The sequence below is a fragment of the Sphingopyxis sp. SCN 67-31 genome (assembly GCF_001725095.1).
The window spans coordinates 1-23,885 of sequence record NZ_MEFH01000052.1 but is presented as its reverse complement, the minus strand read 5'-3'; the positions used below and the strand labels follow the sequence as shown (position 1 = coordinate 23,885).

At 67.7% G+C, this 23,885-nt stretch carries 21 protein-coding genes; 3 read left to right on the top strand and 18 right to left on the bottom strand.

The window, feature by feature from the left end:
- Positions 1-93: 93 nt before the first annotated feature.
- From ABS88_RS07285 to zwf, 5 genes are all read right to left on the bottom strand, one after another.
- Positions 94-2,448: a glycerol-3-phosphate 1-O-acyltransferase gene (locus ABS88_RS07285; RefSeq protein WP_076076761.1), complete on the bottom strand. Its 2,355-nt coding sequence runs from the start codon at positions 2,446-2,448 to the stop codon at positions 94-96.
- A 127-nt stretch (positions 2,449-2,575) separates the two neighbouring features.
- The gene (locus ABS88_RS07280; RefSeq protein WP_104959847.1) at positions 2,576-4,144 is read right to left on the bottom strand and encodes an HAD-IB family hydrolase; all 1,569 of its coding nucleotides are present in this window, start codon (positions 4,142-4,144) and stop codon (positions 2,576-2,578) included.
- Between the two features lie 106 nt (positions 4,145-4,250).
- The gene (gene eda, locus ABS88_RS07275) at positions 4,251-4,871 is read right to left on the bottom strand and encodes a bifunctional 4-hydroxy-2-oxoglutarate aldolase/2-dehydro-3-deoxy-phosphogluconate aldolase (RefSeq protein ID WP_104959848.1); all 621 of its coding nucleotides are present in this window, start codon (positions 4,869-4,871) and stop codon (positions 4,251-4,253) included.
- A 105-nt stretch (positions 4,872-4,976) separates the two neighbouring features.
- Complete coding sequence (gene edd / locus ABS88_RS07270) at positions 4,977-6,818, bottom strand: phosphogluconate dehydratase (protein ID WP_104960371.1); 1,842 nt, start codon at positions 6,816-6,818, stop codon at positions 4,977-4,979.
- Positions 6,819-7,013: 195 nt separating this feature from the next.
- Positions 7,014-8,429 carry a glucose-6-phosphate dehydrogenase gene (gene zwf / locus ABS88_RS07265; protein ID WP_234002677.1) on the bottom strand — a complete coding sequence of 472 codons (1,416 nt, stop codon included), beginning with the start codon at positions 8,427-8,429 and terminating at the stop codon, positions 7,014-7,016.
- Positions 8,430-8,841: 412 nt separating this feature from the next.
- Between zwf and glpD the strand changes: the two genes are divergently transcribed.
- Positions 8,842-10,368 (top strand): glycerol-3-phosphate dehydrogenase, encoded by a 1,527-nt coding sequence (glpD, locus tag ABS88_RS07260; protein WP_076076765.1) that lies wholly within the window; start codon positions 8,842-8,844, stop codon positions 10,366-10,368.
- Positions 10,369-10,449: 81 nt separating this feature from the next.
- Here the strand turns inward: glpD and ahpF are convergent, their stop codons facing one another.
- The 13 genes from ahpF to ABS88_RS07195 all read right to left on the bottom strand — a co-directional run bounded on the left by ahpF (position 10,450) and on the right by ABS88_RS07195 (position 22,104).
- Positions 10,450-12,033 (bottom strand): alkyl hydroperoxide reductase subunit F, encoded by a 1,584-nt coding sequence (ahpF, locus tag ABS88_RS07255; RefSeq protein WP_076076767.1) that lies wholly within the window; start codon positions 12,031-12,033, stop codon positions 10,450-10,452.
- 135 nt (positions 12,034-12,168) lie between these two features.
- Positions 12,169-12,732 carry an alkyl hydroperoxide reductase subunit C gene (gene ahpC / locus ABS88_RS07250; RefSeq protein WP_076076768.1) on the bottom strand — a complete coding sequence of 188 codons (564 nt, stop codon included), beginning with the start codon at positions 12,730-12,732 and terminating at the stop codon, positions 12,169-12,171.
- 323 nt (positions 12,733-13,055) lie between these two features.
- Positions 13,056-13,598 (bottom strand): 3-hydroxyanthranilate 3,4-dioxygenase, encoded by a 543-nt coding sequence (locus tag ABS88_RS07245; RefSeq protein ID WP_076076770.1) that lies wholly within the window; start codon positions 13,596-13,598, stop codon positions 13,056-13,058.
- A 5-nt stretch (positions 13,599-13,603) separates the two neighbouring features.
- Positions 13,604-14,050 (bottom strand): RidA family protein, encoded by a 447-nt coding sequence (locus ABS88_RS07240; protein ID WP_067185885.1) that lies wholly within the window; start codon positions 14,048-14,050, stop codon positions 13,604-13,606.
- Complete coding sequence (locus tag ABS88_RS07235) at positions 14,047-14,826, bottom strand: 2-keto-4-pentenoate hydratase (protein WP_083675151.1); 780 nt, start codon at positions 14,824-14,826, stop codon at positions 14,047-14,049. The genes ABS88_RS07240 and ABS88_RS07235 overlap by 4 nt, the downstream gene beginning before the upstream one ends.
- A 9-nt stretch (positions 14,827-14,835) precedes the next feature.
- Complete coding sequence (locus tag ABS88_RS07230; protein ID WP_076076771.1) at positions 14,836-16,308, bottom strand: 2-hydroxymuconic semialdehyde dehydrogenase; 1,473 nt, start codon at positions 16,306-16,308, stop codon at positions 14,836-14,838.
- Positions 16,305-17,132 carry an alpha/beta fold hydrolase gene (locus ABS88_RS07225; RefSeq protein ID WP_076076774.1) on the bottom strand — a complete coding sequence of 276 codons (828 nt, stop codon included), beginning with the start codon at positions 17,130-17,132 and terminating at the stop codon, positions 16,305-16,307. The genes ABS88_RS07230 and ABS88_RS07225 overlap by 4 nt, the downstream gene beginning before the upstream one ends.
- The gene (locus ABS88_RS07220; RefSeq protein ID WP_255211505.1) at positions 17,132-17,911 is read right to left on the bottom strand and encodes an ABC transporter ATP-binding protein; all 780 of its coding nucleotides are present in this window, start codon (positions 17,909-17,911) and stop codon (positions 17,132-17,134) included. Before ABS88_RS07220 ends, ABS88_RS07225 begins: the two co-directional genes overlap by 1 nt.
- Entirely contained in the window at positions 17,878-18,633 is a 756-nt protein-coding gene (locus ABS88_RS07215; protein ID WP_076076777.1) for an ABC transporter permease, read from the bottom strand. Before ABS88_RS07215 ends, ABS88_RS07220 begins: the two co-directional genes overlap by 34 nt.
- Positions 18,630-19,187 carry a VOC family protein gene (locus ABS88_RS07210; protein ID WP_076076779.1) on the bottom strand — a complete coding sequence of 186 codons (558 nt, stop codon included), beginning with the start codon at positions 19,185-19,187 and terminating at the stop codon, positions 18,630-18,632. Before ABS88_RS07210 ends, ABS88_RS07215 begins: the two co-directional genes overlap by 4 nt.
- Positions 19,184-20,236, bottom strand: a complete 1,053-nt coding sequence (locus tag ABS88_RS07205) for an ABC transporter substrate-binding protein (protein WP_076076782.1) — start codon at positions 20,234-20,236, stop codon at positions 19,184-19,186. The genes ABS88_RS07210 and ABS88_RS07205 overlap by 4 nt, the downstream gene beginning before the upstream one ends.
- The gene (locus ABS88_RS07200; protein ID WP_076076785.1) at positions 20,233-21,147 is read right to left on the bottom strand and encodes a fumarylacetoacetate hydrolase family protein; all 915 of its coding nucleotides are present in this window, start codon (positions 21,145-21,147) and stop codon (positions 20,233-20,235) included. The genes ABS88_RS07205 and ABS88_RS07200 overlap by 4 nt, the downstream gene beginning before the upstream one ends.
- A gap of 129 nt (positions 21,148-21,276) precedes the next feature.
- Positions 21,277-22,104: a sulfite exporter TauE/SafE family protein gene (locus ABS88_RS07195; protein ID WP_286749521.1), complete on the bottom strand. Its 828-nt coding sequence runs from the start codon at positions 22,102-22,104 to the stop codon at positions 21,277-21,279.
- Positions 22,105-22,370: 266 nt separating this feature from the next.
- On the opposite strand from ABS88_RS07195, the gene ABS88_RS07190 reads away from it, so the two are divergent.
- Together ABS88_RS07190 and ABS88_RS07185 are read left to right on the top strand one after the other, a co-directional pair.
- A complete protein-coding gene (locus tag ABS88_RS07190; protein ID WP_076076787.1) occupies positions 22,371-23,174 on the top strand; it encodes an aspartate dehydrogenase in 804 nt (267 codons plus the stop codon).
- Positions 23,175-23,202: 28 nt separating this feature from the next.
- Positions 23,203-23,649: a VOC family protein gene (locus tag ABS88_RS07185; RefSeq protein ID WP_067112222.1), complete on the top strand. Its 447-nt coding sequence runs from the start codon at positions 23,203-23,205 to the stop codon at positions 23,647-23,649.
- Positions 23,650-23,885 lie beyond the last annotated feature (236 nt).

The following is a 23,885-nucleotide window of genomic DNA, read 5'->3' as shown; positions in this document are numbered from 1 at the left end:
AGGAGCCGAAGGCGACGCGGCAATCCAGAGCCCGCGTAAACCGCTCTGGATGGCTTCGCTCCGCTCGCAATGACGAAGTTGAATAACCCACCGTCATTCTCCCGCAGCCGGCAGCCGGTCGGCGAGCGCCAGCGTCGCGAGGCGCATCGATTCCATGACGTTGGCGAGACCGCGCAGTTCCGCGAGCAGCGCGCGGCGCGCGCCGAGGCTGTCGGGGGTGGCGGGGCCAGCCAGTCCCATGTGGCGCATCAGCGAGAGGCCGTTGGCGAAAAGCAGCTTGCCGATCGCCGCCTGGCTGCTGATCCGGCGCAGCAGCCAGGCCTGCCGGCCTTCGGCGAGGGCGGTATCGATCAGCGCCTTTTCATCGACCGTGTCGCCCGGACGGGCGCGGGCGAGAATGTCGGAGACGACCGAATAGGCTTCGGCGAAAGGCAGCAGGATCGCGTGGCCGACCAGTGGCTGGCAGCGCCGGATGAGCTGCGCGACGCCGCGGTCGCCGTTCGCCAGCCGCTTCGCCCAGGCGGGGTCGATGCGCGCGAGTTCGGCCTCGATCGCGGCGCGATGCTCGTCGCGCGGCGGATAGAAGAATTCGAACTTGAACAGATCGCGCAGCCGGTCGACCCGGGCCCAGAAAGCCTCGGTCGAATCGCGGCTGTCGGCATCGCGGAGCTGGAACAGCGCCAGTTCGATCATCGCACGGTCGAGGAAGTGGTGCGCGATGATGTTGCGGTAATAGCTCGCCATCGGATGCCGGGCGGGGTCGATCGAATAGACATTCTCGCTCCCCGCCTCGTAGCGGGCAAGGAGGCCGCTGGCGACGAGCGTGTCGACGGTGGCCGAAAGCGCCGCCTCGTCGCCGGTTTCAAGCTCCTTGCTGAGGCGGATGCCGCGCGCCCGCGCCCAGGCGGTGACGGCGGCGATGCCCGCCAGCACCTCTCCGGCGGTCGCGCCGCGCGGTGCGGCGCCCAGCAGCATCAGGCACATCACCGATGTCACGGTCAGCGGCGTCACCCGGTTCGCCTCGACCGCGACAGCGAAGGCGATGGTCTCGAGCGCGCGCTTGTCGTCCGGCCCGGGCGCCGCGTCGATCACGATTGGATCGCCAAGGTCGATCCGGATACGGCCGGACGGCTGCTTCAGGCTTTTCAGATAGCCGAGGAACCAACTGAGCGATTCGGGCTTCTTGACGCGCCCGGCCTGTTCGGCGGCATATTCCTCGACGTCGCGGATCAGGTCGAAGCTGGTGACGAAGGGAACGAAATGGACGCCGCGCGTCCCCGTCGCATGCGCCGCGTCGAGGACATATTTCATCAGCCCATATTTGGGCGGCATCAGCTTGCCGAGCCGCGACCGCGTCCCCTCGAAAGCCCAGGACAGCGGGAAGCGCTTGGCGAGAAGCCACGCGATATAGTGGCGCAGGACCAGCTTGTAGACCGGCTGGTCCTGAAAACTGCGACGGATGAAGATGATCCCCGAGCGGCGGAAGAAGGTGCCCATCACCGCGAAGTCGAGGTTGGCGCCGCCGAAACTGTGGAGCATCGGCATGTCGTTTTCATAGGTCAGGCGGCTGGGCGTCGCGCCGTCGATATAGGTCTTGTGCGTGAACAGGATGCAGGTCGGATGTTCGCGCAGCACCGAGCGCAGCTTCGCCAGTTCGGCCGCGTCGACCTCCATTTCGGGCGCGTAGCCGCCGAACATCATGCGATCGAGCCGCGCGCGCAGATCGAGGAACAGCGCGCCGGGGGTGGCGATCACCTCCTTCATCAGCGGCCGTGCCTCGCGATAGAGGTCGGCGACGGGACGGCCGAGCTGCTGCGCGAGGTCGGCGAGCGCGGCGCGGAATTGCGGGCTGGTGCGCAGGCTGTCGGCGACGAAGCGCGGCACCTTGTAGCGGCTGCCGCGGATGCCGCGTTCGGCGACGTCGAGCGCGAGTCCCGCCTGCCGCGCGACGAAGCCCGCGAACTCGGCGCCGCCCGATTCGCACCCGTCGCCGCCGCCGGTCTGCGACAGAAAACGCGCCTGGAGCGCGCCCTGCGTCGCCGCCTCGCCGACCAGTATCTGCGCGCGGCGCCGGTCGCGCCACAGGATGAAGCGCGCGCGCAGCGGCCCCGGCTGGCGCGGGTCGCCGAAGATCAGATGGCGGAATTTGAGCGCGCGGTCGCGGTCGAAGCCGGGGATGCGCCACGCGACGCGCAGCGGCACCACCTCGCGCGCCGGACCGCCTGCCAGCCCGGCGCGAAGGGGATCGAGGTCGAGCGCCTCGTCGCCGTCGGCGATCGCCAGACTGACCCAGCGCGGCGCGCCTTCGCCCCCCAGATCCCCGGCGGTCGCGTGGACCCAGTCGAGCAGGATGCGCCGCTCCACCCGGTTGCGGGCATCGATGATATAGAGGCGGTCGGCCGCCGAGGCCTGCGAAGCGACGGGCGCGCGGGGCGTTCCGTCGGCCACGGCCTCACCCCTCTCCCATCATTGCGAGAAGCGCGGCGCCGAAACAATCTCCGGTTCGCAAAGACGATCCAGGTCCGACGGCTGGAGATGGCTTCGCTACGCTCGCAATGACGAGGTGATTCATGCCCTAGGCTGTCCTTCCCTTTCGAGGGGAGGATTTCTTCGTTGTCGGCTTTTTCCTTGGTGCCACCTTCTTCGCGGCTGCGACCTTGCGCGCGTTCTTCTTCGGCGGCGTCGCCTCTGCCGCCCCGCCTTCTTCCTCCTCATCCTGCCCCAGCGTGCGCAGGAACAGGTTGCGGACGTCGCGGACATGTGCGTTCAGCGTCTTGACGCTCCACTTCGACGTATCGACCGGCGGCAGCACGGTGACGCGCACCGTCGCGGGGCGCATCACGAACTCGTTCTTGGGCGCGACGTCGGTGGCGTTGTGGATGACGATCGGGACGATCGGCACCCCCGCCTGCATCGCGAGGTGAAAGGCGCCCTTCTTGAACGCGCCGAGCTTCGGGGTCAGCGTGCGCGTGCCCTCCGGCGCGATGCAGATCGACTTGCCCTCGATCCGGATCGCGTCGACCAGCGGCTCCATCGCCTTGATCGCGCTCTTGCCGTCGGCGCGGTCGACGAAGACGGTGCCGCCCCATTCCATCAGCTTCCCCAATATGGGGATATCCTTGATCTCCTTCTTTCCCACTCCGCCCATGTCGCGGCGGATGAGCTTGGCGAGGATCATCACGTCCGCCTTGCTCTGGTGATTGAAGATGAAGACGCAGGGTCGCGCCGACCAGAGGTGTTTTTCGTCCTCCACCTCCAGCTCGACGCCGGTGATCGCGGTCGCGAAATCGCCGAACAGGCCGATCGAGAAATTCGCCGCCTCGCGCTGCGAACGGGTCAGCGCCCAGATCGGCAATCCCGCGGCGAAGGCGCCGACGAGCGAGCCGGTCGCATAGAGGGTGCGGGTATAATCGACCCACGACGGCGTGCCGCGGCTGGCGAAGCGCTGGACCGGCCAGCCGCGCTCCTCGGCGATCGCCTTGAGCTTGAGGTTCGGGTTGAGCGGACGCGGCTTGCCGACGCGTTCGAGCAGTTCGATGTCGTCGTCGCTGTCCGAATAGAAATAGCTCCGGTCGAGATCGAGGCCATATTCGGCGGCCAGTTCCTCGGCCGCCAGCACCTTGCCCTCGCCGAAGCACAGCGGGCGGATGATCTCACCGGTGAAGACCCCGTCCTCTATCTCGTAGGACGAGCATTTGATGTCCGCGATGCCAAGGTCGCGCGCGGTCGGCGCGATCTGGTAGATGGTCGCCGACGAGACGATCGCGACGCGGTGCCCCTTCGCCTGATGCGCCTCGATGATCGCGCGGGTTTCGGGATAGATCTTGCGCGCGATATGCTTCTTGTAGAGCTCTTCGCCGAATTCGACGAAGCTGTCCTCGTCGACCCCCTTCATGAACCTGGCGGCGGCCGACATCACGCCCGAAAAGCCGATGTTGCCGAGGCTGTGCTGCGCGATGACGTTCGCGGTCTCGGCGATCTCCTCGACCGACATCTCGCGGCGCTGGAACTTCTCGCGCAGCATCGCGGTCGCCGAATAGCCGGCGATGATCGTTCCGTCGAAATCGAAGAGCGCGGCGATATGCGGTCCGGGTTCGGACGCGAGGACTTCTTCCAAATGCGGCTGCGGCCTCGGCACGCGCATCTCCCCCACCAGCGGCTGTCGCGCCGCCTTTCGTCGCACGATGACAGCAAAGACGGGGTTAATCAATGCGCCCGATTCGCCGCTCTGACGAAAGCCGGGACGAGGGTCAGGGACGGAGCGCCGCCGCTTCGCGCGCGAGCGCCTCGACCCGTGCGGGGTCGAGCGGGCCCGGCGGCACGACCCAGCTGCCGCCGACGCACGGCACCGGGTCGAGCGCCAGCCATTCGGGCGCGCTCGCGGCGGTGATGCCGCCGGTCGGGCAGAAGCGCGCCATACCGAAGGGCGCGGCGAGCGCCTTCAGCGCCGGGATGCCGCCGCTGGTCGCGGCGGGGAAGAATTTGAAATGCGACAGGCCGAGGTCGAGCCCGCGCATGATATCGCCCGCACTCGCCACGCCGGGGAGGAAGGGAATGCCGCTCGCGACCGCCGCCCGGCCGAGCGGTTCGGTGAGGCCGGGCGAGACGATAAATTCGGCGCCGACACCGATCGCGCCGGCCAGCATCGCAGGGTCGAGCACGGTGCCCGCGCCGACGACCGCGCCCTTCACCGCCTTCATCGCGGTGAGCGCGTCGAGCGCCGCGGGGGTGCGCAGCGTCACCTCGAGCGCCGGCAGGCCGCCGGCGACGAGCGCCTCGGCCAGCGGCACGGCGTCCGCGACCCGGTCGATGACGATCACCGGGATGACGGGGGCGAGCCGCATGATCTGCGCGATGCTGCGATCGGTCATTTCAATCTCCGTTCGCCCTGAGCTTGTCGAAGGGCCGTTCTTTCTGGACCCGTTAAAGAAAAGAGCGGTCCTTCGACAAGCTCAGGACAAACGGGGTTTTGGAATTTAGACGACGGTCTCCATCGCCGCCAGGATCGCCGAGCCACCCCTTTCGGCTTCGTCGGCGTGGAGGCGGAACAGCGCGAACAGTTCGCGCCCGACACCCAGCGCGGGCGGCGGCGGCACGGCGGGGGGGCGCGAGGCCCATTCGGCTTCGTCGACCAGCGCCGTCACTTCACCCTTCACCGCGCAGACACGCACGATGTCGCCATCCTTCAGACGGGCGAGCGGCCCGCTGACCCCGTCGAAGCCGGGCAGCGCCTCCGGCGACAAATGGATCGCGGCGGGCACCTTGCCGCTCGCCCCCGACATGCGGCCGTCGGTGAGCAGCGCGACGCGGTGGCCCCGATCCTGCAGGACGCCGAGCGCCGGGGTCAGCTTGTGCAGTTCGGGCATGCCGTTGGCGCGCGGCCCCTGGAACCGCACGACGACGACGACGTCGCGGTCGAGCTCGCCCGCCTTGAACGCGGCGAGCACCCGGTCCTGATCGTCGAAGATGCGGCACGGCGCCTCGATCGTCCAGCGATCCTCCGCCACCGCGCTGGTCTTGATGATCGCGCGGCCGAGGTTGCCCGCGAGCAGGCGCATGCCCCCGTCGGGCGAGAAGGGCGCCGCGACCGGGCGCAGCATCGCGTCGTCGCGACTCTCGGCCGGGGCGGCCTGCCAGTGCAGTTCCTCGTCCGCCAGCACGGGCTCCGACGCATAATCGGCGAGCGTGCCGCCGACGGTCAGCACGTCGCCGTGCAGCAGGCCCGCGCCCAGCAGTTCGCGGACGACGAAGCCGGTCCCGCCCGCGTCGTGGAAATGGTTCACGTCGCCCGCGCCGTTCGGATAGACGCGCGCGAGCAGCGGCACCGCATGGCTCAGCTCGTCGAAATCCTGCCAGTCGATGACGATGCCGGCGGCGCGCGCGATCGCGGGCAGGTGGATCGCATGGTTGGTCGAACCGCCGGTCGCGAGCAGGCCGACGATCGCGTTGACGATCGCCTTTTCGTCGACGCAGCGCGCCAGCGGACGATAATCGTCGCCGTTCCAGCCGATCCGCGTCAGCCGGTGGGTCGCGGCGCGCGTCAGCGCCTGTCGCAGCTTCGTGCCCGGATGGACGAAGGCGGCGGCGGGGACGTGCAGTCCCATCATCTCCATCATCATCTGGTTGCTGTTCGCGGTGCCGTAGAAGGTGCAGGTGCCCGGGGCGTGATAGGATGCGGCCTCCGCCTCCAGCAGCGCGTCGCGGCTCGCCTTGCCCTCGGCATAGAGCTGGCGCACGCGCTGCTTTTCCCGGTTTGCGAGCCCCGAGGGCATCGGTCCCGCGGGGACGAGGATCACCGGCAGATGGCCGAAGCGCAGCGCGCCGATCAGCAGGCCGGGGACGATCTTGTCGCAGATGCCGAGCAGCAGCGCGCCCTCGAACATCGCGTGGCTGAGCGCGACCGCGGTGCCCTGCGCGATGACGTCGCGGCTGAACAGCGACAGCTCCATCCCCGCCTGCCCCTGCGTCACCCCGTCGCACATCGCGGGAACGCCGCCCGCGACCTGCGCGGTCGCGCCGGCCTCGCGCGCGAACACCTTGATCTGTTCGGGATAGCGGCCATAGGGCTGATGCGCCGACAGCATGTCGTTATAGGCGCTGACGATGCCGATGTTCATCGCCGCGCCGCCACGGATCGCCGACTTGTCCTGCTCCGCCGCGGCGAAGCCGTGCGCAAGGTTGCTGCACGACAGCGCACCGCGATTCGTCCCCGCGTCGCGCTGGCGCTGCATCAGCGCGAGATAGGCGGCGCGGCGTTCGGCGCTGCGGCGGACGATGCGGTCGGTGACGGCGGCGACGGCGGGGTGGAGGTCAGTCATGAACATTCCAATCCCCTCTCCCCTTGGGGGAGAGGGATGCGCAGGCTTGGCAGCTTGCTGCCTAGTCGAAGCTGGGTGAGGGTGTGAACGGCGGCGACAAAAGCAACGGCGGAGACCCTCATCCAACTCCGCCTAGTCGCTGCGCGACAAGGCTTCGTATCCTTCTCCCCCAAGGGGAGAAGGGAAGGATGCGGCTCAATCATGCCAGCTTGCCCCGTCGCGTTCGATCAACGCGATCGCGCTCGACGGTCCCCAGCTTCCGGCGGTGTAGGCCTGCGGCGCGAGGTCCACGGCGTCCCATGCGTCACGGATCGCGTCGATCCATTCCCACTGCGCCTCGACCTCGTCGCGGCGGACGAACAGCGTCTGGTCGCCCTCGATGAAGTCGAGCAGCAGCCGTTCATAGGCGATGCGCCGTCGTTCGCCGGCGAAGCTGTGCGAAAGCGACACGTCGAGCGTCACCTCCTTCAGCTTCACGCCGTCGCGGTCGAGGCCGGGCTGCTTCGCCATCACCGTCACGCGGATATTCTCCTCGGGCTGCAGGTTGATGATCATCATGTTCGCGTCGAGATCGCCGCCCCTTCCGGCCGCACCGACCCGCGCGAAGATATTGTGCGGCACCGGCTTGAACTGGATCAGCACCTCCGACTGGCGCTTCGGCATCCGCTTGCCGGTGCGCAGATAGAAGGGCACCCCCTTCCACCGCCAATTGTCGATGAACGCTTTCAGCGCCACGAAGGTTTCGGTGTTCGACGCATGGCCGAGTTCGTCGGCATAGCCCTTGACCGCGACGCCGTCGACTGCGCCGCTCGCATATTGTCCCTTGACGCTGTGCGCCTTGACGTCGGCGGCGCTCATCCGGCGCAGCGAGCGGAGCAGCTTGACCTTCTCGTCGCGCACCGCGGTCGCCGACACGCTCGCGGGCGGTTCCATCGCGATGATCGCGAGAAGCTGGAGCATATGGTTCTGCACCATGTCGCGTAGCGCGCCGACGCCGTCGTAATAGGAAACGCGGCCTTCGAGCCCGACCGTCTCCGCGACGGTGATCTGGACATGGTCGATCGCCTGCGCGTTCCACAGCGGCTCGAACAGCATGTTGGCGAAGCGCAGCGCGAGCAGGTTCTGCACCGTTTCCTTGCCCAGATAATGGTCGATGCGAAAGACGTGATCCTCGGCAAAGGCGCTGGCGACCTGTTCGTTGACCGCGCGCGACGAGGCGAGGTCATGGCCGATCGGCTTTTCCATCGCGATCCGGCATTCGGCGCAGGCGATGCCCGCGGCGGCGAGTCCCTGCGCGATGGCGCCGAACATCGACGGCGGAGTCGACAGATAGACGCCGATCGGCCGCGCCATCCGCTCGCCGAGCAGCGCGGCGAGATCGTCGTAGCCGCTGCCCGCGCCGGCATCGACCGCGCAATAGTCGATGCGCGCGAGAAAGCCGTCGAGGGCCGCGGCGTCGAGGCGATCCCCGGGCAGGTGATCGGCCAGCGCCTCGCGCACCTGGGTGTGGAAGGCGGCACGGTCCAGCCGCGTGCGCCCCGACCCGACGATCGTCAGCGTATCGGCGAGCAGCCCGTCCTCATGGAGGTTGTAGAGCGAGGGGAAAAGCATCCGGTGGGCAAGGTCGCCGGTCGCGCCGAACAGCACCAATGTCTCGACCTTGACGTTCACGCGCTATCCCCTTGATCCTGTGCCCCCACGCAAATGGCGGATGCGTCCGGGGAATGCAACGCAGCATAGGTCGGCCAGCCCTTGGAGTCCGTCCTGTTCGGGCAAGGGGTTTGATGCACGCTAACGGGATAGACTCTAAGGCATTGATCCTGTTTGGATAACCACGCCGTGTCCCCGCGCAGGCGGGGACCCGGAGCGATGTGGCGCCGACCTTGGCTCTCCCCGCTCTGGGCTCCCGCCTGCGCGGGAGCACGCGGCTTTGCAAGCGAGCCGATCATGTTCCAAGCCCACCTCTGAAGAGGAGGGTGGAAAAGGGTTCAACACGGCCGCCATCCCCTCTAAGACCCGATGCATGACCGACCCCGTGCCGCCGCCCTATGATGTCATCGTGATCGGCGGCGGGATCAACGGCGCCGGGGTCGCGCGCGATGCGGCCGGGCGCGGCGCGCGGGTGCTGCTGCTGGAGGCGGGGGACCTTGCGCAGGGCACCTCGTCGGCCTCGACCAAGCTGATCCACGGCGGGCTGCGCTATTTGGAGCATTATGAATTCGGCCTGGTACGCGAGGCGCTGAAGGAACGCGAGATATTGTGGGGCATCGCGCCGCACGTCATCCGGCCGCTGCGCTTCGTGCTGCCCTATCGCGACGGGCTGCGCCCGCGCTGGCTGCTGCGGCTCGGCCTGTTCCTCTACGACCATATCGGCGGGCGCCGGAAACTTCCCGCGACGCGCTCGGTCGACCTGCGACGGCACGCGGCGGGCGCGCCGCTCCAGCCGCAATATGTGCATGGCTTCGAATATTCGGACGGCTGGGTCGACGATGCGCGGCTGGTGCTGCTCAACGCGCGCGACGCGACCGACCGGGGGGCGCGGGTCCGCACGCGGATGCACGCCGACCTGATGCGCGTCGAGAACGGCCTGTGGGTGGTCGAGGCGACGGGCGAAGGCGGGCGCGCCTATCGCTTCACCGGGCGCAGTCTGGTCAACGCTGCCGGGCCGGCGGTGCTCGACGTGCTGCACCGCGCCTCGGCCCCGCCCGATTACCGGATGCGGCTGGTGCGCGGGTCGCATATCGTCGTGCCGAAGCTGTTCGACCATCCCTATGCCTATTTCTTCCAGCTTCCCGACGGGCGCATCTTCTTCGCCATTCCCTATGAGCGCGATTTCACGCTGATCGGCACCACCGACCAGGACCATGACGGGTCGCTGGCCGACGTCCATGCGAGCGCCGAGGAGGTCGCCTATCTGTGCGAGGGCGCGAACCTCTATTTTCGCACCGCGATCACCCCCGCCGACGTCGTTTGGACCTATTCGGGGGTGCGGCCGCTGGTCGAGGACGGATCGGGCCGCCCCGAGGCGGCGACGCGCGGTTATCGTATCGACCTCGATTGCGACGAGGGCGCGCCTTTGCTCACCATCTATGGCGGCAAGATCACCAGCTATCGCCATGTCGCCGAACATGCGGTCGACGAACTCGCCGCGCATGTCGGGGCGCTGTCGGGCCGGCGCTGGACCGGCACGGCGCCGCTGCCCGGCGGCGATTTCGCGACCGACGGCGCGGCGGCGCTGGCCGCGGAATATAAGCTCGCGCACCCCTTCCTGCCCGCCGCGACGGTCGAGCGCATCACCCGCGCCTACGGCACCGACGCGCGCCGCTGGCTGGGCGACGCGGGCGACTGGGACGCGCTGGGCGGCGAAATCGCCCACGGCCTGTCGGCGGCCGAATGTGAGTGGATGTGCGCAAAAGAGTGGGCCCAATCCCCCCCCGACATCCTGTGGCGGCGCAGCAAGCTGGGGCTGTTGTTCAGCGAGGACGAAGTGATCCGCCTCGCGGCGTGGCTCGATGCGAGGCGCGGCGCAGCTTCGATGCTTGTGGATTGACTCGTTTCGTCATTGCGAGCGGCTTTGCAGCTCGCAATGACGAAGAGTGCCTACAGGGAGACGAGCCGCCTCCGCGTCGTATCAGGCGACCTCGACCTCCGCTTCGGCGGGCAGGCGGATCATGTAGTCGAACGCCGACAGCGCCGCCTTCGACCCTTCGCCCATGGCGATGACGATCTGCTTGTAGGGCACGGTGGTGCAGTCGCCCGCCGCGAAGATGCCAGGCTGGCTCGTCTCGCCGCGATGGTCGACCTCGATCTCGCCGCGCCGCGACAGGCTGATCGCGCCCGACAGCCATTCGGTGTTGGGGACAAGGCCGATCTGGACGAAGATGCCCTCCAGTTCGACCTGGTGCAGCGTGTCCTTGTTGCGGTCCTTGTACGACAGGCCCGTCACCTTGCCGCCATCGCCGAGCACCTCGGTGGTCAGGGCCGAGGTGATGATCCGCACGTTGGGCAGGCTCGCGAGCTTGCGCTGGAGCACGGCGTCGGCGCGCAGTTCGGCGTCGAACTCGATCAGCGTCACATGCGCGACGATCCCGGCGAGGTCGATCGCCGCCTCGACCCCCGAATTGCCGCCGCCGATCACCGCGACGCGCTTGCCCTTGTAGAGCGGCCCGTCGCAATGCGGGCAATAGGCGACGCCCTTGTTGCGATACTCGTCCTCGCCGGGCACGCCCATCTGGCGCCAGCGCGCGCCGGTCGACAGGATCACGGTGCGCGCCTTCAGCGACGCGCCGTTCGCCAGCCGCACCTCATGCAGCCCGCCCTCGCGCTTCGCCGGGATCAGTTCCTCGGCGCGCTGGAGGTTCATGATGTCGACGTCATATTCCTTGACGTGCTGTTCCAGTTGCGCGGCGAGCTTCGGCCCCTCGGTGTGCGTGACCGAGATGAAATTCTCGATCGCCATCGTGTCGAGCACCTGTCCGCCGAAGCGTTCGGCGGCGATGCCGGTGCGGATGCCCTTGCGCGCGGCGTAGATGGCCGCCGCGGCGCCCGCGGGGCCGCCGCCGATGACTAGGACGTCGAACGGGTCTTTTGCGGCGATCCTCTCAGCGGCCTTCGCCTCGGCGCCGCTGTCGAGCTTTGCGAGAATCTGTTCCAGTTCCATGCGGCCCTGGCCGAAGGTCTCGCCGTTCAGGAAGATCGTCGGCACCGCCATCACCTGGCGTGCCTCGACCTCGCCCTGGAACAGCGCGCCGTCGATCGCGGTGTGCGTGATGCGCGGGTTGAGGACGCTCATCAGGTTGAGCGCCTGCACGATGTCGGGACAGTTCTGGCACGACAGCGAGAAATAGGTTTCGAAATGATAGTCGCCGTCGAGCCCGCGGACCTGGTCGAGCAGTTCGGGCGCGGCCTTGGACGGATGGCCGCCGACCTGCAGCAGCGCAAGGACAAGCGAGGTGAATTCATGGCCGAGCGGGATGCCGGCGAAACGCACCGCCACATCGGGCGCGCCGACGCGGCGGATCAGGAAGCTCGGACGGCGCGCGTCATCGTCGGTGCGCGCCACGCTGACCTTGTCCGACAGCGACGCGATCTCGTCGAGCAGGCCCGCCAGCTCGGCCGACTTCGGGCCGTCGTCGAGCGACGAGAGCAGTTCGATCGGTTCGCGGATGTTGGCCATATAGGCCTGAAGCTGCTGCTTGAGCGATGCATCGAGCATGGAGAGAGTTCCTGTAATCTGAAAAACATCCATGTGCTCCCACGAAAGCGGGAGCCCGGAGCAAAGCCATGCCAGCATTGCGGCCAGACGCTCCGGGTCGCCGCTTCCGCGGGGACACACGGCGTTGTTTTGGGCTTAGATCTTGCCGACGAGGTCGAGCGAGGGAGCCAGCGTGGCCTCGCCCTCTTCCCACTTCGCCGGGCAGACTTCGCCGGGGTGGCTGACCCAATATTGCAGCGCCTTGATCTTGCGCAGCAGTTCGGCGGCGTTGCGGCCCACGCCCTCGGGAGTGATTTCGAGGAGCTGGATTTCGCCCTGCGGATCGAGGACGAAGGTGCCGCGATCGGCGAGGCCGACGCCCTGGCGCAGAACCTCGAAGTTGTTCGAGATGCTGTGGTTCTGGTCGCCGACCATATAATAATTGATCTTGCCGATCGCCGGCGAGGTGTCATGCCACGCCTTGTGGCAGAAATGCGTGTCGGTCGACACCGAATAGACCTCGACACCCATCTGCTGGAGGGTCGGGTAGATGTCGGCAAGGTCCTCGAGTTCGGTCGGGCAGACGAAAGTGAAGTCGGCCGGATAGAAGAAGAAGACCGCCCACTTGCCCTTCACATCCTCGTCGCTGATGTCGACAAACTTGCCATCCTTGTAGGCGGTGGCCTTGAAGGGCTTGAGCGTGGTATTGAGAACGGACATGAGAGCCTCCTGCTGGGTTGTTCGGAAGGCCCCTGTCTAGCGCCCGGCGCGCGCGAACGGAAATTGGAATTCCCCCCGACGCTGATCGAGTTTATCGATCAATAGCCGCTTGCTTTTTCAAAAAGGCGGTTAGCGCGTGGCGATACTGGCTGGAATCGTCATTGCGAGCGGCGAAGCCGCGCGGTAATCCAGAGTAGCGTAGACCGCCCTAGATTGCTTCGCTCCGCTCGCAATGACGAAGTGGGCCAATCCAAGTCATTCGGAATCCTGGAGTATGGAATCTTACCGGTCGTCCTCCCCGGTGGATGGATTTGAGGATCGGCTCAGCCGGCGTCCGCTGCCGGCGCGTGCCTGCCCGGATGGACCGTGCCGCAATGGCCGCAGGTGCGCAGTTCCTCGCTGGCATAGAAAGCCTCGAACAGCGGCGGCAGGTCGCGCACGATGCTCTGGAGCTGAACCTCGACCCGGTGGACGATGTGGCCGCAATCGTCGCAATACCATTGGAAGGCGTCGAGCAGGCCGTCGGGGCGCTTGCGTTCGATGACGAGACCGACGCTGCCCGCGACGGGGCGCTGCGGCGAGTGCGGAACATAGGCGGGGAGCAGGAAGATGTCGCCCTCGCGGATCGGCATGTCCTTCGGGCCGTCCTCGGTCCACAGGCGCAGGTTCATGTCGCCTTCGAGCTGGTAGAAGAACTCCTCGAGCGGATCGACATGATAGTCGGTGCGCTGGTTCGGACCACCGACCACGGTGACGATGAAGTCGGCATCCTCCCAGATCTGCGCGTTGCCGACCGGGGGTTTCAGCACGTCACGATGATCCTCGATCCACTGTTGGAAGTTGAAGGGCAGGCCATAGGTCAGCATGGGCGTCATCCTTGTGTCGAAGCGCGCGGGATGAAGGCGGTCGCCTTGATCTCGATCAGCAGATGCGGGTGGGGAAGCTGGTGGACCGCGACGGTGGTGCGCGCGGGGCCCGCTTCGTCGAAATATTCAGCGTAGACAGCATTGTAGCCGCCGAAGTCGTTCATGTTGACGAGGAAGCTCGTCACGTCGACGACGTCGGCGAGCGAGCCGCCCGCGTCGGCGAGGATCGCGCCGATATTCTCGATCACCGCGCGCGTCTGTTCGGCGATATCGAGGCTGACGGTGCCATATTCATCGGCCGAAGCGCCGGCGAAGCTGTTGTCGGCGCGGCGCGAACTGGTGCCCGAGACGAAGACGAAATCGCCCGCGCGGCGATAATGCGGAAAGCGGCCGCGCGGGCGCGCCTTGCCGGGGATCACCCTGCCCCCTCCATTTTGGGCGCTGCCGCTCATGCCGCGCCTCCTTCGATGGTGAAGCCGACGCGGCCGAGATGCCCGGCGTCGAGCGACACGGTGCGCGCCTCGCCGATCGCCGCCGCCGCCGTCGCGCCGCCGAGCATCACGGTCCAGCCGGGCTGAAGCGTGAGGCCCGCCGCGCCCGCAAGCCGCGCCGCCGCGACCAGCGAGCGGATCGGGTCGCCAAGGATCGCGGCGCTGGTTCCCGTCTCGGCAATTTCGCCGTCGACACGCATCTCCATTGCAACGTCCGAAACGTCGGTGTCGGCGGCGAGCCACGGGCCGACCACGAAGGCCGACGACGACGCATTGTCCGCGACCACATCGCCCAGCGCGAAGCGGAAATTCTCGTAACGGCTGTCGATGATCTCGAGCGCCGCCGCGACCGCATCGACCGCCGCGAGCGCCTCTTCGCGCGTCACCTCGCCCGCCAGCGGCGCCTTCAGGCGCACCGCCACCTCGGGCTCGACGCGAGGGTGGATGAAGCGCGCGCGATCGATCGCGCCGCCGTTCACGACGACCATGTCGGAGGTGAGCCGGCCCCAAATCTGGTCCTTGAGGCCCATCTGCGCCATCTTCGCCTCGCTGGTGAATCCCATCTTCATGCCGACGAGCGTCGCCCCGCGCGCCAGCCGATGGTCGATCGCGGCGCGCTGGATGGCATAGGCGTCGGCGAGCGGCAGTTCGCCCGTCTCGCCCGTGATCTGCGGGATCGCTTCCGCCCTTTGCGCGGCGGCGTCGAGCCTCGCGGCGATTGCACTGATGTCCACCATTTCGGTCCCTTACAGTTTCACGCAGATGTTGGTCGGCTCGGAATAGAAGTTCAGCGAGTGCTCGCCGCCCTCGCGCCCGATACCCGACAGCTTCATGCCGCCGAACGGCGTGCGCAGGTCGCGCAGGAACCATTCGTTGACCCAGACGATGCCCGTTTCCATCTGCGCCGCGACGCGGTGCGCGCGGCCCACGTCGCGCGTCCAGATCGCGGCGGCAAGGCCATAGTCGGTATCGTTGGCGAGTTCGACGGCTTCCTCCTCGCTGTCGAACGGCGCGATGTGGCAGACGGGGCCGAAAATCTCCTCGCGCACGCAGCGCGCCTCCTGCCCGAGACCGGTGAGGATCGTCGGCTGAACGAAGGCGCCGCCCGCAAGCGCGCCGTCGAGGTCGGGCACGCCGCCGCCGGTCACCACCATCGCGCCTTCCTCACGCGCGAGCGCATAATAGGAGAGCACCTTTTCGCGGTGGCCGTGCGAGATCAGCGGCCCCATGTCGGCGCCCGACCACGGATCGCCGACGGTCAAAGCTTCCGCGCGTTCCGCCAGCGCTTTCACGAAGCGGTCAAAGATCGGGCGCTCGACATAAATGCGCTCGGTGCACAGGCACACCTGCCCGCAGTTGGAAAAGACCGACCGCACCGCCCCCGCGACGGCCTCGTCGAAATCGCAGTCGGCGAAGACCAGCGCGGCGTTCTTGCCGCCCAGTTCGAAGGAGACCGGCTTCACGCCCGCCGCCGCGACGCGCATGATCGCACCGCCCGTCGCCGATTCGCCGGTGAAGGTGATCGCGTCGATGGCGGGATTGGCGGTCAGCCACTCGCCCGTCGAGTCGGCGCCGAAGCCGTGGACGAGGTTGAACACCCCCGGCGGCACGCCCGCCGCGTCCATCACCTCAGCGAGCAGGGTTGCGGTCGAGGGGGTCTCCTCGCTCGGCTTGACGACGACGACATTGCCGCAGGCGAGGGCGGGCGCGACCTTCCACGTCATCAGCAGCAGCGGCAGGTTCCACGGCGAGACGATCGCGACGACGCCGAGCGGGCGCGCGATCGCATAGTTGATCGCGCTGCGCCCGTCGGGCAGGTCGGTGCGGAAACTCGGCATCGCGCGTGCTTCGGCGAGCGCGGCGAAGGCACGGAAATTGGCGGCACCGCGCGGAATGTCGATCGTCCGCGCCTGATGCAGCGACTTGCCGGTGTCGGCGATCTCGGCCGCCGCGAACTCGTCGAAGCGCGCCTCGATCCCTTCGGCGATGCGGATGAGCAGCTTGCAGCGCTCGGCCTGCGACATCCTGCCCCACGGCCCCTTGAGCGCTGCGCGGCCCGCGGCAACGGCGCGGCCCACGAGGTCGCGGCTGGCGAGCGACACGCGGCCCGCGACGCTGCCGTCCACGGGATTCACATTGTCGAACCAGCCGTCACCCTCGACGAAGGCGCCGTCGACATAGTTCAGGACCGGCCGGTCGGCGAAGGGATAGGCGCTCATGCCGCGCCTCCTACCGGCACATAACCGGCGGCGTTGCTGTGCGCGGGGCCGGACTGGCCGACATGGCCCGCCATCTGGAGCAGCGACAATATCGTGTCGTTGAACTGCACCGGCTGTTCGAGGAAAGCCGAATGGCCGGCGTCGTTGATCTCGACGAGGAAGGAGCCAGGCACATCGGCCTGCACCAGCCGCATCGCCTCGACGGGAAAGAGGATGTCGTCGAAACCGCACAGGAACAGCACGGGAAAGCCTTTGCCGCCCAGATCGGCGGCGGGCCGGGCCGCAAACTTGCCGGTCAGGCTGTGGCGGTCGACGGCGTTGAAGCTCGCGATCTGGCGATAGAGCACCGCCAGTTCGCGCGGCGCGCTCGCGCCCAGCACGCGCTCGATCTGGTCCATAGCGGCGGTCTTCGCGCGCGCGGCGTCCATGAGCGCCTTGACCCCGGCACTCTCTTCGATGCCGTGCAGGCTGTCGCAGACCGCCAGCGCCGCGACGCGTTCGGGCGCGCGGTGCGCGAAGCCGATGCAGGTCCCCGCCCCCATCGACTGGCCGACGAGCGCGACCCGGGTTTCGCCCAGATGGTCGAGCAGCGCGGTCAGGTCATCGACAAAGGCATCGCGCCCGCGCCCGTCGATATCGCGCGACAGGCCGAAGCCGCGATGGTCGAAGGCGATGACGCGGTTCGAGCGCGACAGCGCGTCGAGTTGCCGATACCAGATCGCGTGATTGCCGCCGATGCCGTGCGCCAGCACGACGGCCGGTCCTTCGCCCTGCGCCTGCCAATAGAGTTCGGCGCCCGCAGTCGCCAGCACTCCGCTGTCCATCACGCTACTCCCATCAATTTGCTGAGCCGCACGACATAGTCGCCGAACGCCGGGTTCTCGCGCGTGACGCTGGGGTCGCGCGGGCGCGGCAGGTCGATGCGGACATCCTCGACGATAGTCCCCGGCCGTTCCGACATCACCAGCACGCGATCGGACAGCAGCACGGCCTCCGCTATGCTGTGCGTGACCAGCACCACCGTCTTGCGGTCGCGCTGCCAGATGCGCAGCAGTTCCATGTTGAGCCGGTCGCGGGTCAAGGCGTCGAGCGCGCCGAAGGGTTCGTCCATCAGCAGCACCTGCGGCCCGCGCGCGAGCGCCTGGCCGATCGCGACGCGGTGGCGCATCCCACCCGATAACTGATGCGGATGGCTGTCTTCGAACCCCGTCAGGCCCAGCGTCTCGACCAGATCGGCCAGCGCCGCCGCGTCGGGACGCTTCGCCGCCGGGTCGAGGTCGACGCCGAGCAGCAGATTGTCGCGGACATTGAGCCACGGCAGCAGGTTCGACGTCTGGAACACGAAGCCCATATCCGCCGACGGTGCCGTGACATCCGCGCCGTTGAAGCGGATATGTCCTTCCTCGAAGGGAACGAGGCCTGCGATCAGCCGCAGTAGCGTGCTCTTGCCGCAACCCGAGGGGCCAAGGATCGAGACGAACTCCGACGCGCCGATCTCCGCGCTGACGTTTTCGAGAACACGGCGACCGCCGAACAGCTTGCCCGCGCCCGAGAGGGAAATCACCGCGCTCATGCCGCCCGCCACCAGATGAAGCGTTCCCAATAGGCGACGCCGTAGAAGAGAAGCAGCGACAGCACCGTGACGGCGATCAGCGCCGCGAAGGTCAGCGTCGTGTGGCCGGAGCCCGAGGCAGTGAGGATCAGGTTGCCGAGCCCGTCGTTCGACCCGACGAACTCGCCCACGACGGCGCCGATCACCGCGAGCGGCATCGCGACCTTGCACCCGTCGAGGAAGCTCGGCAGCGCCGCGGGGACGCGCAGCCGCCAGAAGCCCTGCATCGGCGTCGCACGCAGCGCCCGGAAATGCTCCTCCAGATGCGCGGGCGTGCTGGCGAGCCCGCCCAATGTCGCAATGATGATCGGGAAGAAGGCGAAGAGGAACGCCATCATCAGCTTCGACGCCAGCCCATAGCCGAACCAGACGACGATCAGCGGCGCGAGGCCGATCTTCGGGATCGACTGGAGCGCGACGAACAGCGGATAGACGGTGCGCTTCGCGGTGCGCGAGAAATGAATCAGCGCCGCGATCGGCACGCCCAGCGCCACCGCGATGAGGAAGCCCCAGAACACCTCGGTCAGCGTGACGAGGCTCTGCGCCAGGATCGGCCCGCGCGAATCCCACAGTTCGCCCAGGATCGCGCTCGGCGGCGGCAGCAGGTAGGAGGCGACCCCCGACCAGCGCACGCCGAACTCCCACGCCAGCCCCAGCGCGAGGAAGAAGCCCGCGCTGATCGCGGCATCGCGGCCGAACGGCGCGCGCGTCATGCGCCGTCGTCCTTGTCGAGCAGCGCCTGAATGCGCGCCGGGGGCGGCACCAGAAAGCGGTCGAGGTGCCAGCGGTCGAAGGTCTCCAGGTCCTTCCCGTTCCACACCGACGCCGTATGGGGATGGTCGGCGTCGATCTGCGTCATGTCGGTATAGAATTCGACATTGTTGCCGTCGGGATCGCGGAAGACGAGGAAGCTGTTCGCCCCCGGCCCGTGCTTGCCGATGCCGCGGTCGATCGGGATGCCACGCGCGACCAGCATCGCCGCGACCGCCTCCATCTCCGCGATCGTTTCGAGGCGATAGGAGAAATGCTCGACCGCCGGATAATGACCGTCCGGGATGCCGGTATGGCCGGGCGGAAGCTGGAGCAGCGCGAGATCGTGATGATCGGTGCCCGCGCGCAGAAAGACCATGTTGTGGTCAATCCAGTCGGACACCTCCAGCCCGACGACTTCGGTGTAAAAGGCAAGGCTGCGGTCGATGTCGCGCACCTTGAGCACGAGATGGCCGAGCCGCGTCGGGCGCGGGCGATAGAAAGCGGGATCGGTCATGGCTGTTTCCCCATGGGCACGAAAGCATTGGTGAAGAGCTGCGCGCTCTGGTCGAAATCCCGAAGCTGGCCGCTCGCCTGCAGAGTGGCGACAGTGCGCTCGATCTTTTCGGGGCGAAGGCGGTGCGAGCCACCCTCGGCCGCCATCAGTTCGGCGGTCTCGCGGATCTGGCGTTCGGTGACGGCCTCGTCGAGCAGCGGATAGGATTTGCGGATGATCGCCAGCGCGGCTTTCGGGTCGCGCGCCGCGTCGGCATAGCCGCGATAGGCGGCCTTCAGGAAGGCGCGCACCAGCTCAGGGTCCTTTTCGATCAGCGTATCGTGCGCCGCGAAGCCGCTGCCGTAGACGTCGAGCCCGAAATCGGCATAGGCGATGCGGCCGACGGTGACACCCTTCGCCTTCGCCGCCTTGTCGAACAGCGCCATCGAATTGCCGAGCCAGCATTCGGCGGCGTCGATCCGCCCCTCGACCAGCGAGGAGACGACGATCGCGGGGTCGAGCTGGATTTGCTCGACGCGGGCGGGATCGACGCCATTGTCGCGGAGCCACGCGGGCAACAGCGCCTGGATCGCCGAACTCTGCCCCGCCCCGAAGCGCAGGCCGGCAAGGTCGGCGGGCCGTTCGACGCGGTGGCGCTCGCGCACGAAGCAGGCGCCGGCGGGAAGCCGCATGTTGATGCCGCCGATCATCCGCACCCTGCCGCTCTTGGCACGGCTCAGCGCAACCGACAGCGGGTCGAGATAGGCGAATTCGAACATGCCCTGATCGAGTTCGTTCGCGGTCCGCATCCCGCCGAACCCGCGGACGGGCTCGACGTCCAGCCCCGCGTCAGCGAAATAACCCCTGTCGATCGCGACGAAGATGCCCGCCATGCTGCCCTGCGGCAGCCACGCCATGTTGAAGCGGACCGGCCGCGCGCCCTCGTCCTGCGGCGCTGTGCGCGGCGCCATACCGCCGAACGCGCTCCACAGGGTCAGCGCCGCGATGCCCGCGACGACGAGCAGCGGCACGATCAGCGCGCGGCGCGAGAAGGCAACTCTTTCGGTCATGCGCGCGGCAGATGCGGCGCGGAGACGGGGTTGCGCAGTTCGCCGATCCCATCGACCCACGCGTCCATCACGTCGCCGTCCTTCAGGAACACGCCGCGCCCCATGCCGACCCCGGCGGGGGTGCCGGAGGCGATCAGGTCGCCCGCCCTGAGTTCGAGGACCGTCGAGAGATAGGCGATCTGTTCGTAGATGTTGAAGATCATCTCGGACGTGTTGCCGTCCTGCATCGCCTCGCCATTGACCTTGAGGCCAAGGCGGATGGCGTGCGGATCGCCGAGGCAGTCGCGCGGCACGAACACCGGGCCAAGCGGCGTGAAGCTGTCGAAGCTCTTGCCGCGGAACCAGTCGTGCGAAAAGGGAAAGTCACTGCGCCGCGTCCGGTCGCGCGCCGACACGTCGTTGACGATCGTATAGCCGGCGATCAGATCGTGCGCGGCATCGACTGGGACATTCTTGCCCGACCGGCCGAGAACGACGCCGAGTTCGACCTCCCAGTCGGGGCGCGACACCTGCGGCGGCACGGTGACGGTATCGCCGGGACCGACGACGCTTTCGATCGTCTTGAGGAAGATATAGGGTTCGCTCTCGGCCTTGGCGGCGAGCTTGGTCTGCATCTCCTCGGCGTGCTCGATGAAGTTGGACGCGGCGGCGAAGATGCGGCGCGGCTCGAACGGGGCGGCGAGCGTCGGTGCGCCGATTCCGCCGGTGGCGCCTTCGAGCGCGCGGGCGAGCGCGAACAGCCCCTCACGCCGCGCCTCCCAGTCGCGGACGATCGCGGTGACGTCGCCCGCGACGGCCGCGAAGCCATGCGTCGCCGCGGCATCGTGCAGGTCGTGAAAGGCGCCGCCGACCTGGATCGTCGGGCGCGGCCCTTCGGCGGCGGCGCGGGTGGCAAGGGCGAACCAGGTCATGCGTTTCTCTTTCTTTCCAAAAGCGCCGGCGAGCGCGGGACCGGCGCGGACGAGCGCGAGACCGGCGCCAATCCGCGCAAGAGCCGCGCGGCGACCGAGCGGGCGAACAGGGGCAGCGCGCATCGCATCTCAGCCGAAGGCCCGGAGCAGCATCCGCACCGCGACGACGGTGAGGAACAGGCCGAACAGGATGCTGAGCTGCCGCTTCGACAGCGCGTGCGCGATGCGCGCACCCAGCGGCGCGGTGACAAAGGTCGCCGGGCCGATGATCGCAAGCCCGATCAGGTTGACGTAGCCGAGGCTGCCCGGCGGCAGGCCGGGGACGTTCCAGCCGGCAATGACGAAGGCGACGGTCGCGGGCACGCTGATCATCAGGCCGAACAGTGCGGCAGTGCCGACCGCGCGGTGGATCGGGATGGCAAACAGCGTCATCACTGGCACGCTGAGCGTGCCGCCGCCGATCCCCATCATGCTCGACACGCCGCCGATTCCGAAGGGGATGAGCTGGCCGCCGACGCCGCCCGGCATCGCGTCGGCGATGTGCCGGCCTTCGAGAGGCAACAGCATCTTGATCGCGACGAGCAGCGCGACGATGCCAAACACCGCCGACAGCACGTCGCCCGACACGCGCGAGGCGAGGACGACCCCCGCGATCGCGCCGAGGAAGATAGCGATGCCCCAGCGGCGAAGCTGGACATGATCGACCGCGCCCTTCGCCTCGTGCGCGCGCGGCGAGGAAATGGCGGTCGGGATGATCGTCGCCAGCGAGGTCGCAACCGTGACATGCATCCGCACCGACGGATCGACGCCGAGCGCGGCGAGCACGAGGTCGAGTACCGGCACGATAACGATGCCGCCGCCGACGCCCAGCATGCCCGCGATCACGCCGCCGACCGCCCCGGTCAGCAGCATCATCGCCGCCAGCGTCAGCAATTCCGGATTCAAAAGCGCGTGCATCGGTCCTCCCCAAAGATCGGCGATGCTTGTGCGGGGTCCGGGATATGCAGTCAAAGATGGAAAATGAGTTTTTCTATAACCGAAAATAGATAGAAGTCGAGACATCCATCGGGATAGCGCTTGGTCGATGGGTGTCTCGACTTCGCTCGACACGAACGGATTGAGATGGCGCATAGTTAGAGCACAGGGCTCTATATCCTTTTCAGGATATCAAGGCGGCCAAAGGATATTATCCTATATAGCAGCGCCGCCCTAGCGCGGCAGGCATGAAAAGCATCGGCATCGCCGGATTCGGCACCATCGGCCGCGTGGTCGCGCGCCATATCGAAGCAAGCGAATTGCCGCTGAAACTGGCGGCGGTTTCGGCGGGCGACCGCAGCCGCGCCGAAGCGGCGATGGCGCAGCTGAAGACGCCGGTTCCCATCGTCGACACGCACGAACTGGTCGCGCTGTCCGACGTCGTCATCGACAGCGCCCCGACCGCGGCCTTCCGCGAGATCGCCGAAACCACGCTGCGCGCCGGCAAGACGCTGGTCACGGTCAGCGGCGCGGCGCTGATGCAATGGCCCGAGGCCGCCGACGTCGCGCGCGCGCACGGCGGGCGGCTGATCCTGGCGACCGGCGCGCTGCTCGGGCTCGACGCGGTGCGCGCGGCGGCGGTCGGCACGATCCACTCGGTCACGATGGTAACGCGCAAGCCGGTCAAGTCGCTGATCAAGGCCGAGCATGTCGTGCGCAACAGGATCGACCTCACCGCGATCACCGAACCGCTCAAGATCTTCGAGGGCAGCGCGCGCGAGGGCGCGATCGCCTTTCCCGCCAACGTCAACGTCGCAGCCGCGCTCGGCATGGCGGGCGTCGGCCCCGAACGCACCCGGCTCGAAATCTGGGCCGATCCCGCGCTCGAACGCAACACGCACCGCATCGTCGTCGATTCGGACAGCGCGCGGCTGGAGTTGGGAATCGAGAATATCCCGACCGACGAGAATCCCGGCACCGGCCGCATCACCGCGCAGAGCATCGTCGCGGCGCTGAACGACCTCGTCGCACCGATCCGCATCGGCACCTGATTTCCTTGCCAACAGAAAGGCCCGAGACATGACCACCCGCCTGCGCCATGTGGCGATCGCTTCCGCCGACCCCGATCATGCGGTCGGCTTCTTCACCGACGTCCTCGGCTGGACCGTCGCCGGCAAGGTCGATAGCCGCAACGCGCGCGGCTATTATGTGACCGACGGCCATATCAACATCGCGCTGCTCTGCTTCAAGAACCGCCCCGCCGCGGGGATGGAGTTCCCCGAAGGCTATACCGGGCTGCATCACATCGGTTTCCAGTGCGACGACATCAACGACGTCGTCGCGCGGTTCGAGAATTCGGGCTATGCCCCGCGCCACGACGTCAACCTGGCGCAGGGCCTCGGCAAGAATCCCGCCAAGGACAATGCCGAATACAAGATGACCGGCCCCGAAAGCGTGATGGTCGACGTGTCCGAACGCGGCTGGGTCGGCACCGACAGCTACAAGGGTGTTCCGCCCGCGGCGTGACGTCCTTGCCCTGAAATGCGAAGGCCGCCGGAGCCATGCTCCGGCGGCCCCTTTTGCGTGCGCCGAACATGCTCGGAAAATCGGTGCGCGAGCGGCCGGTTTCGACCGGAAGCTGCCGTCCATCTCCCCTCCCGCAGGCGGGAGGGGTTGGGGGTGGGCAGCGACGGTGCAAAGGCCCACCCCGCTGCGACTAACGAACAAGTTCGTAAGTCTCGCTGCCCCTCCCGCCTGCGGGA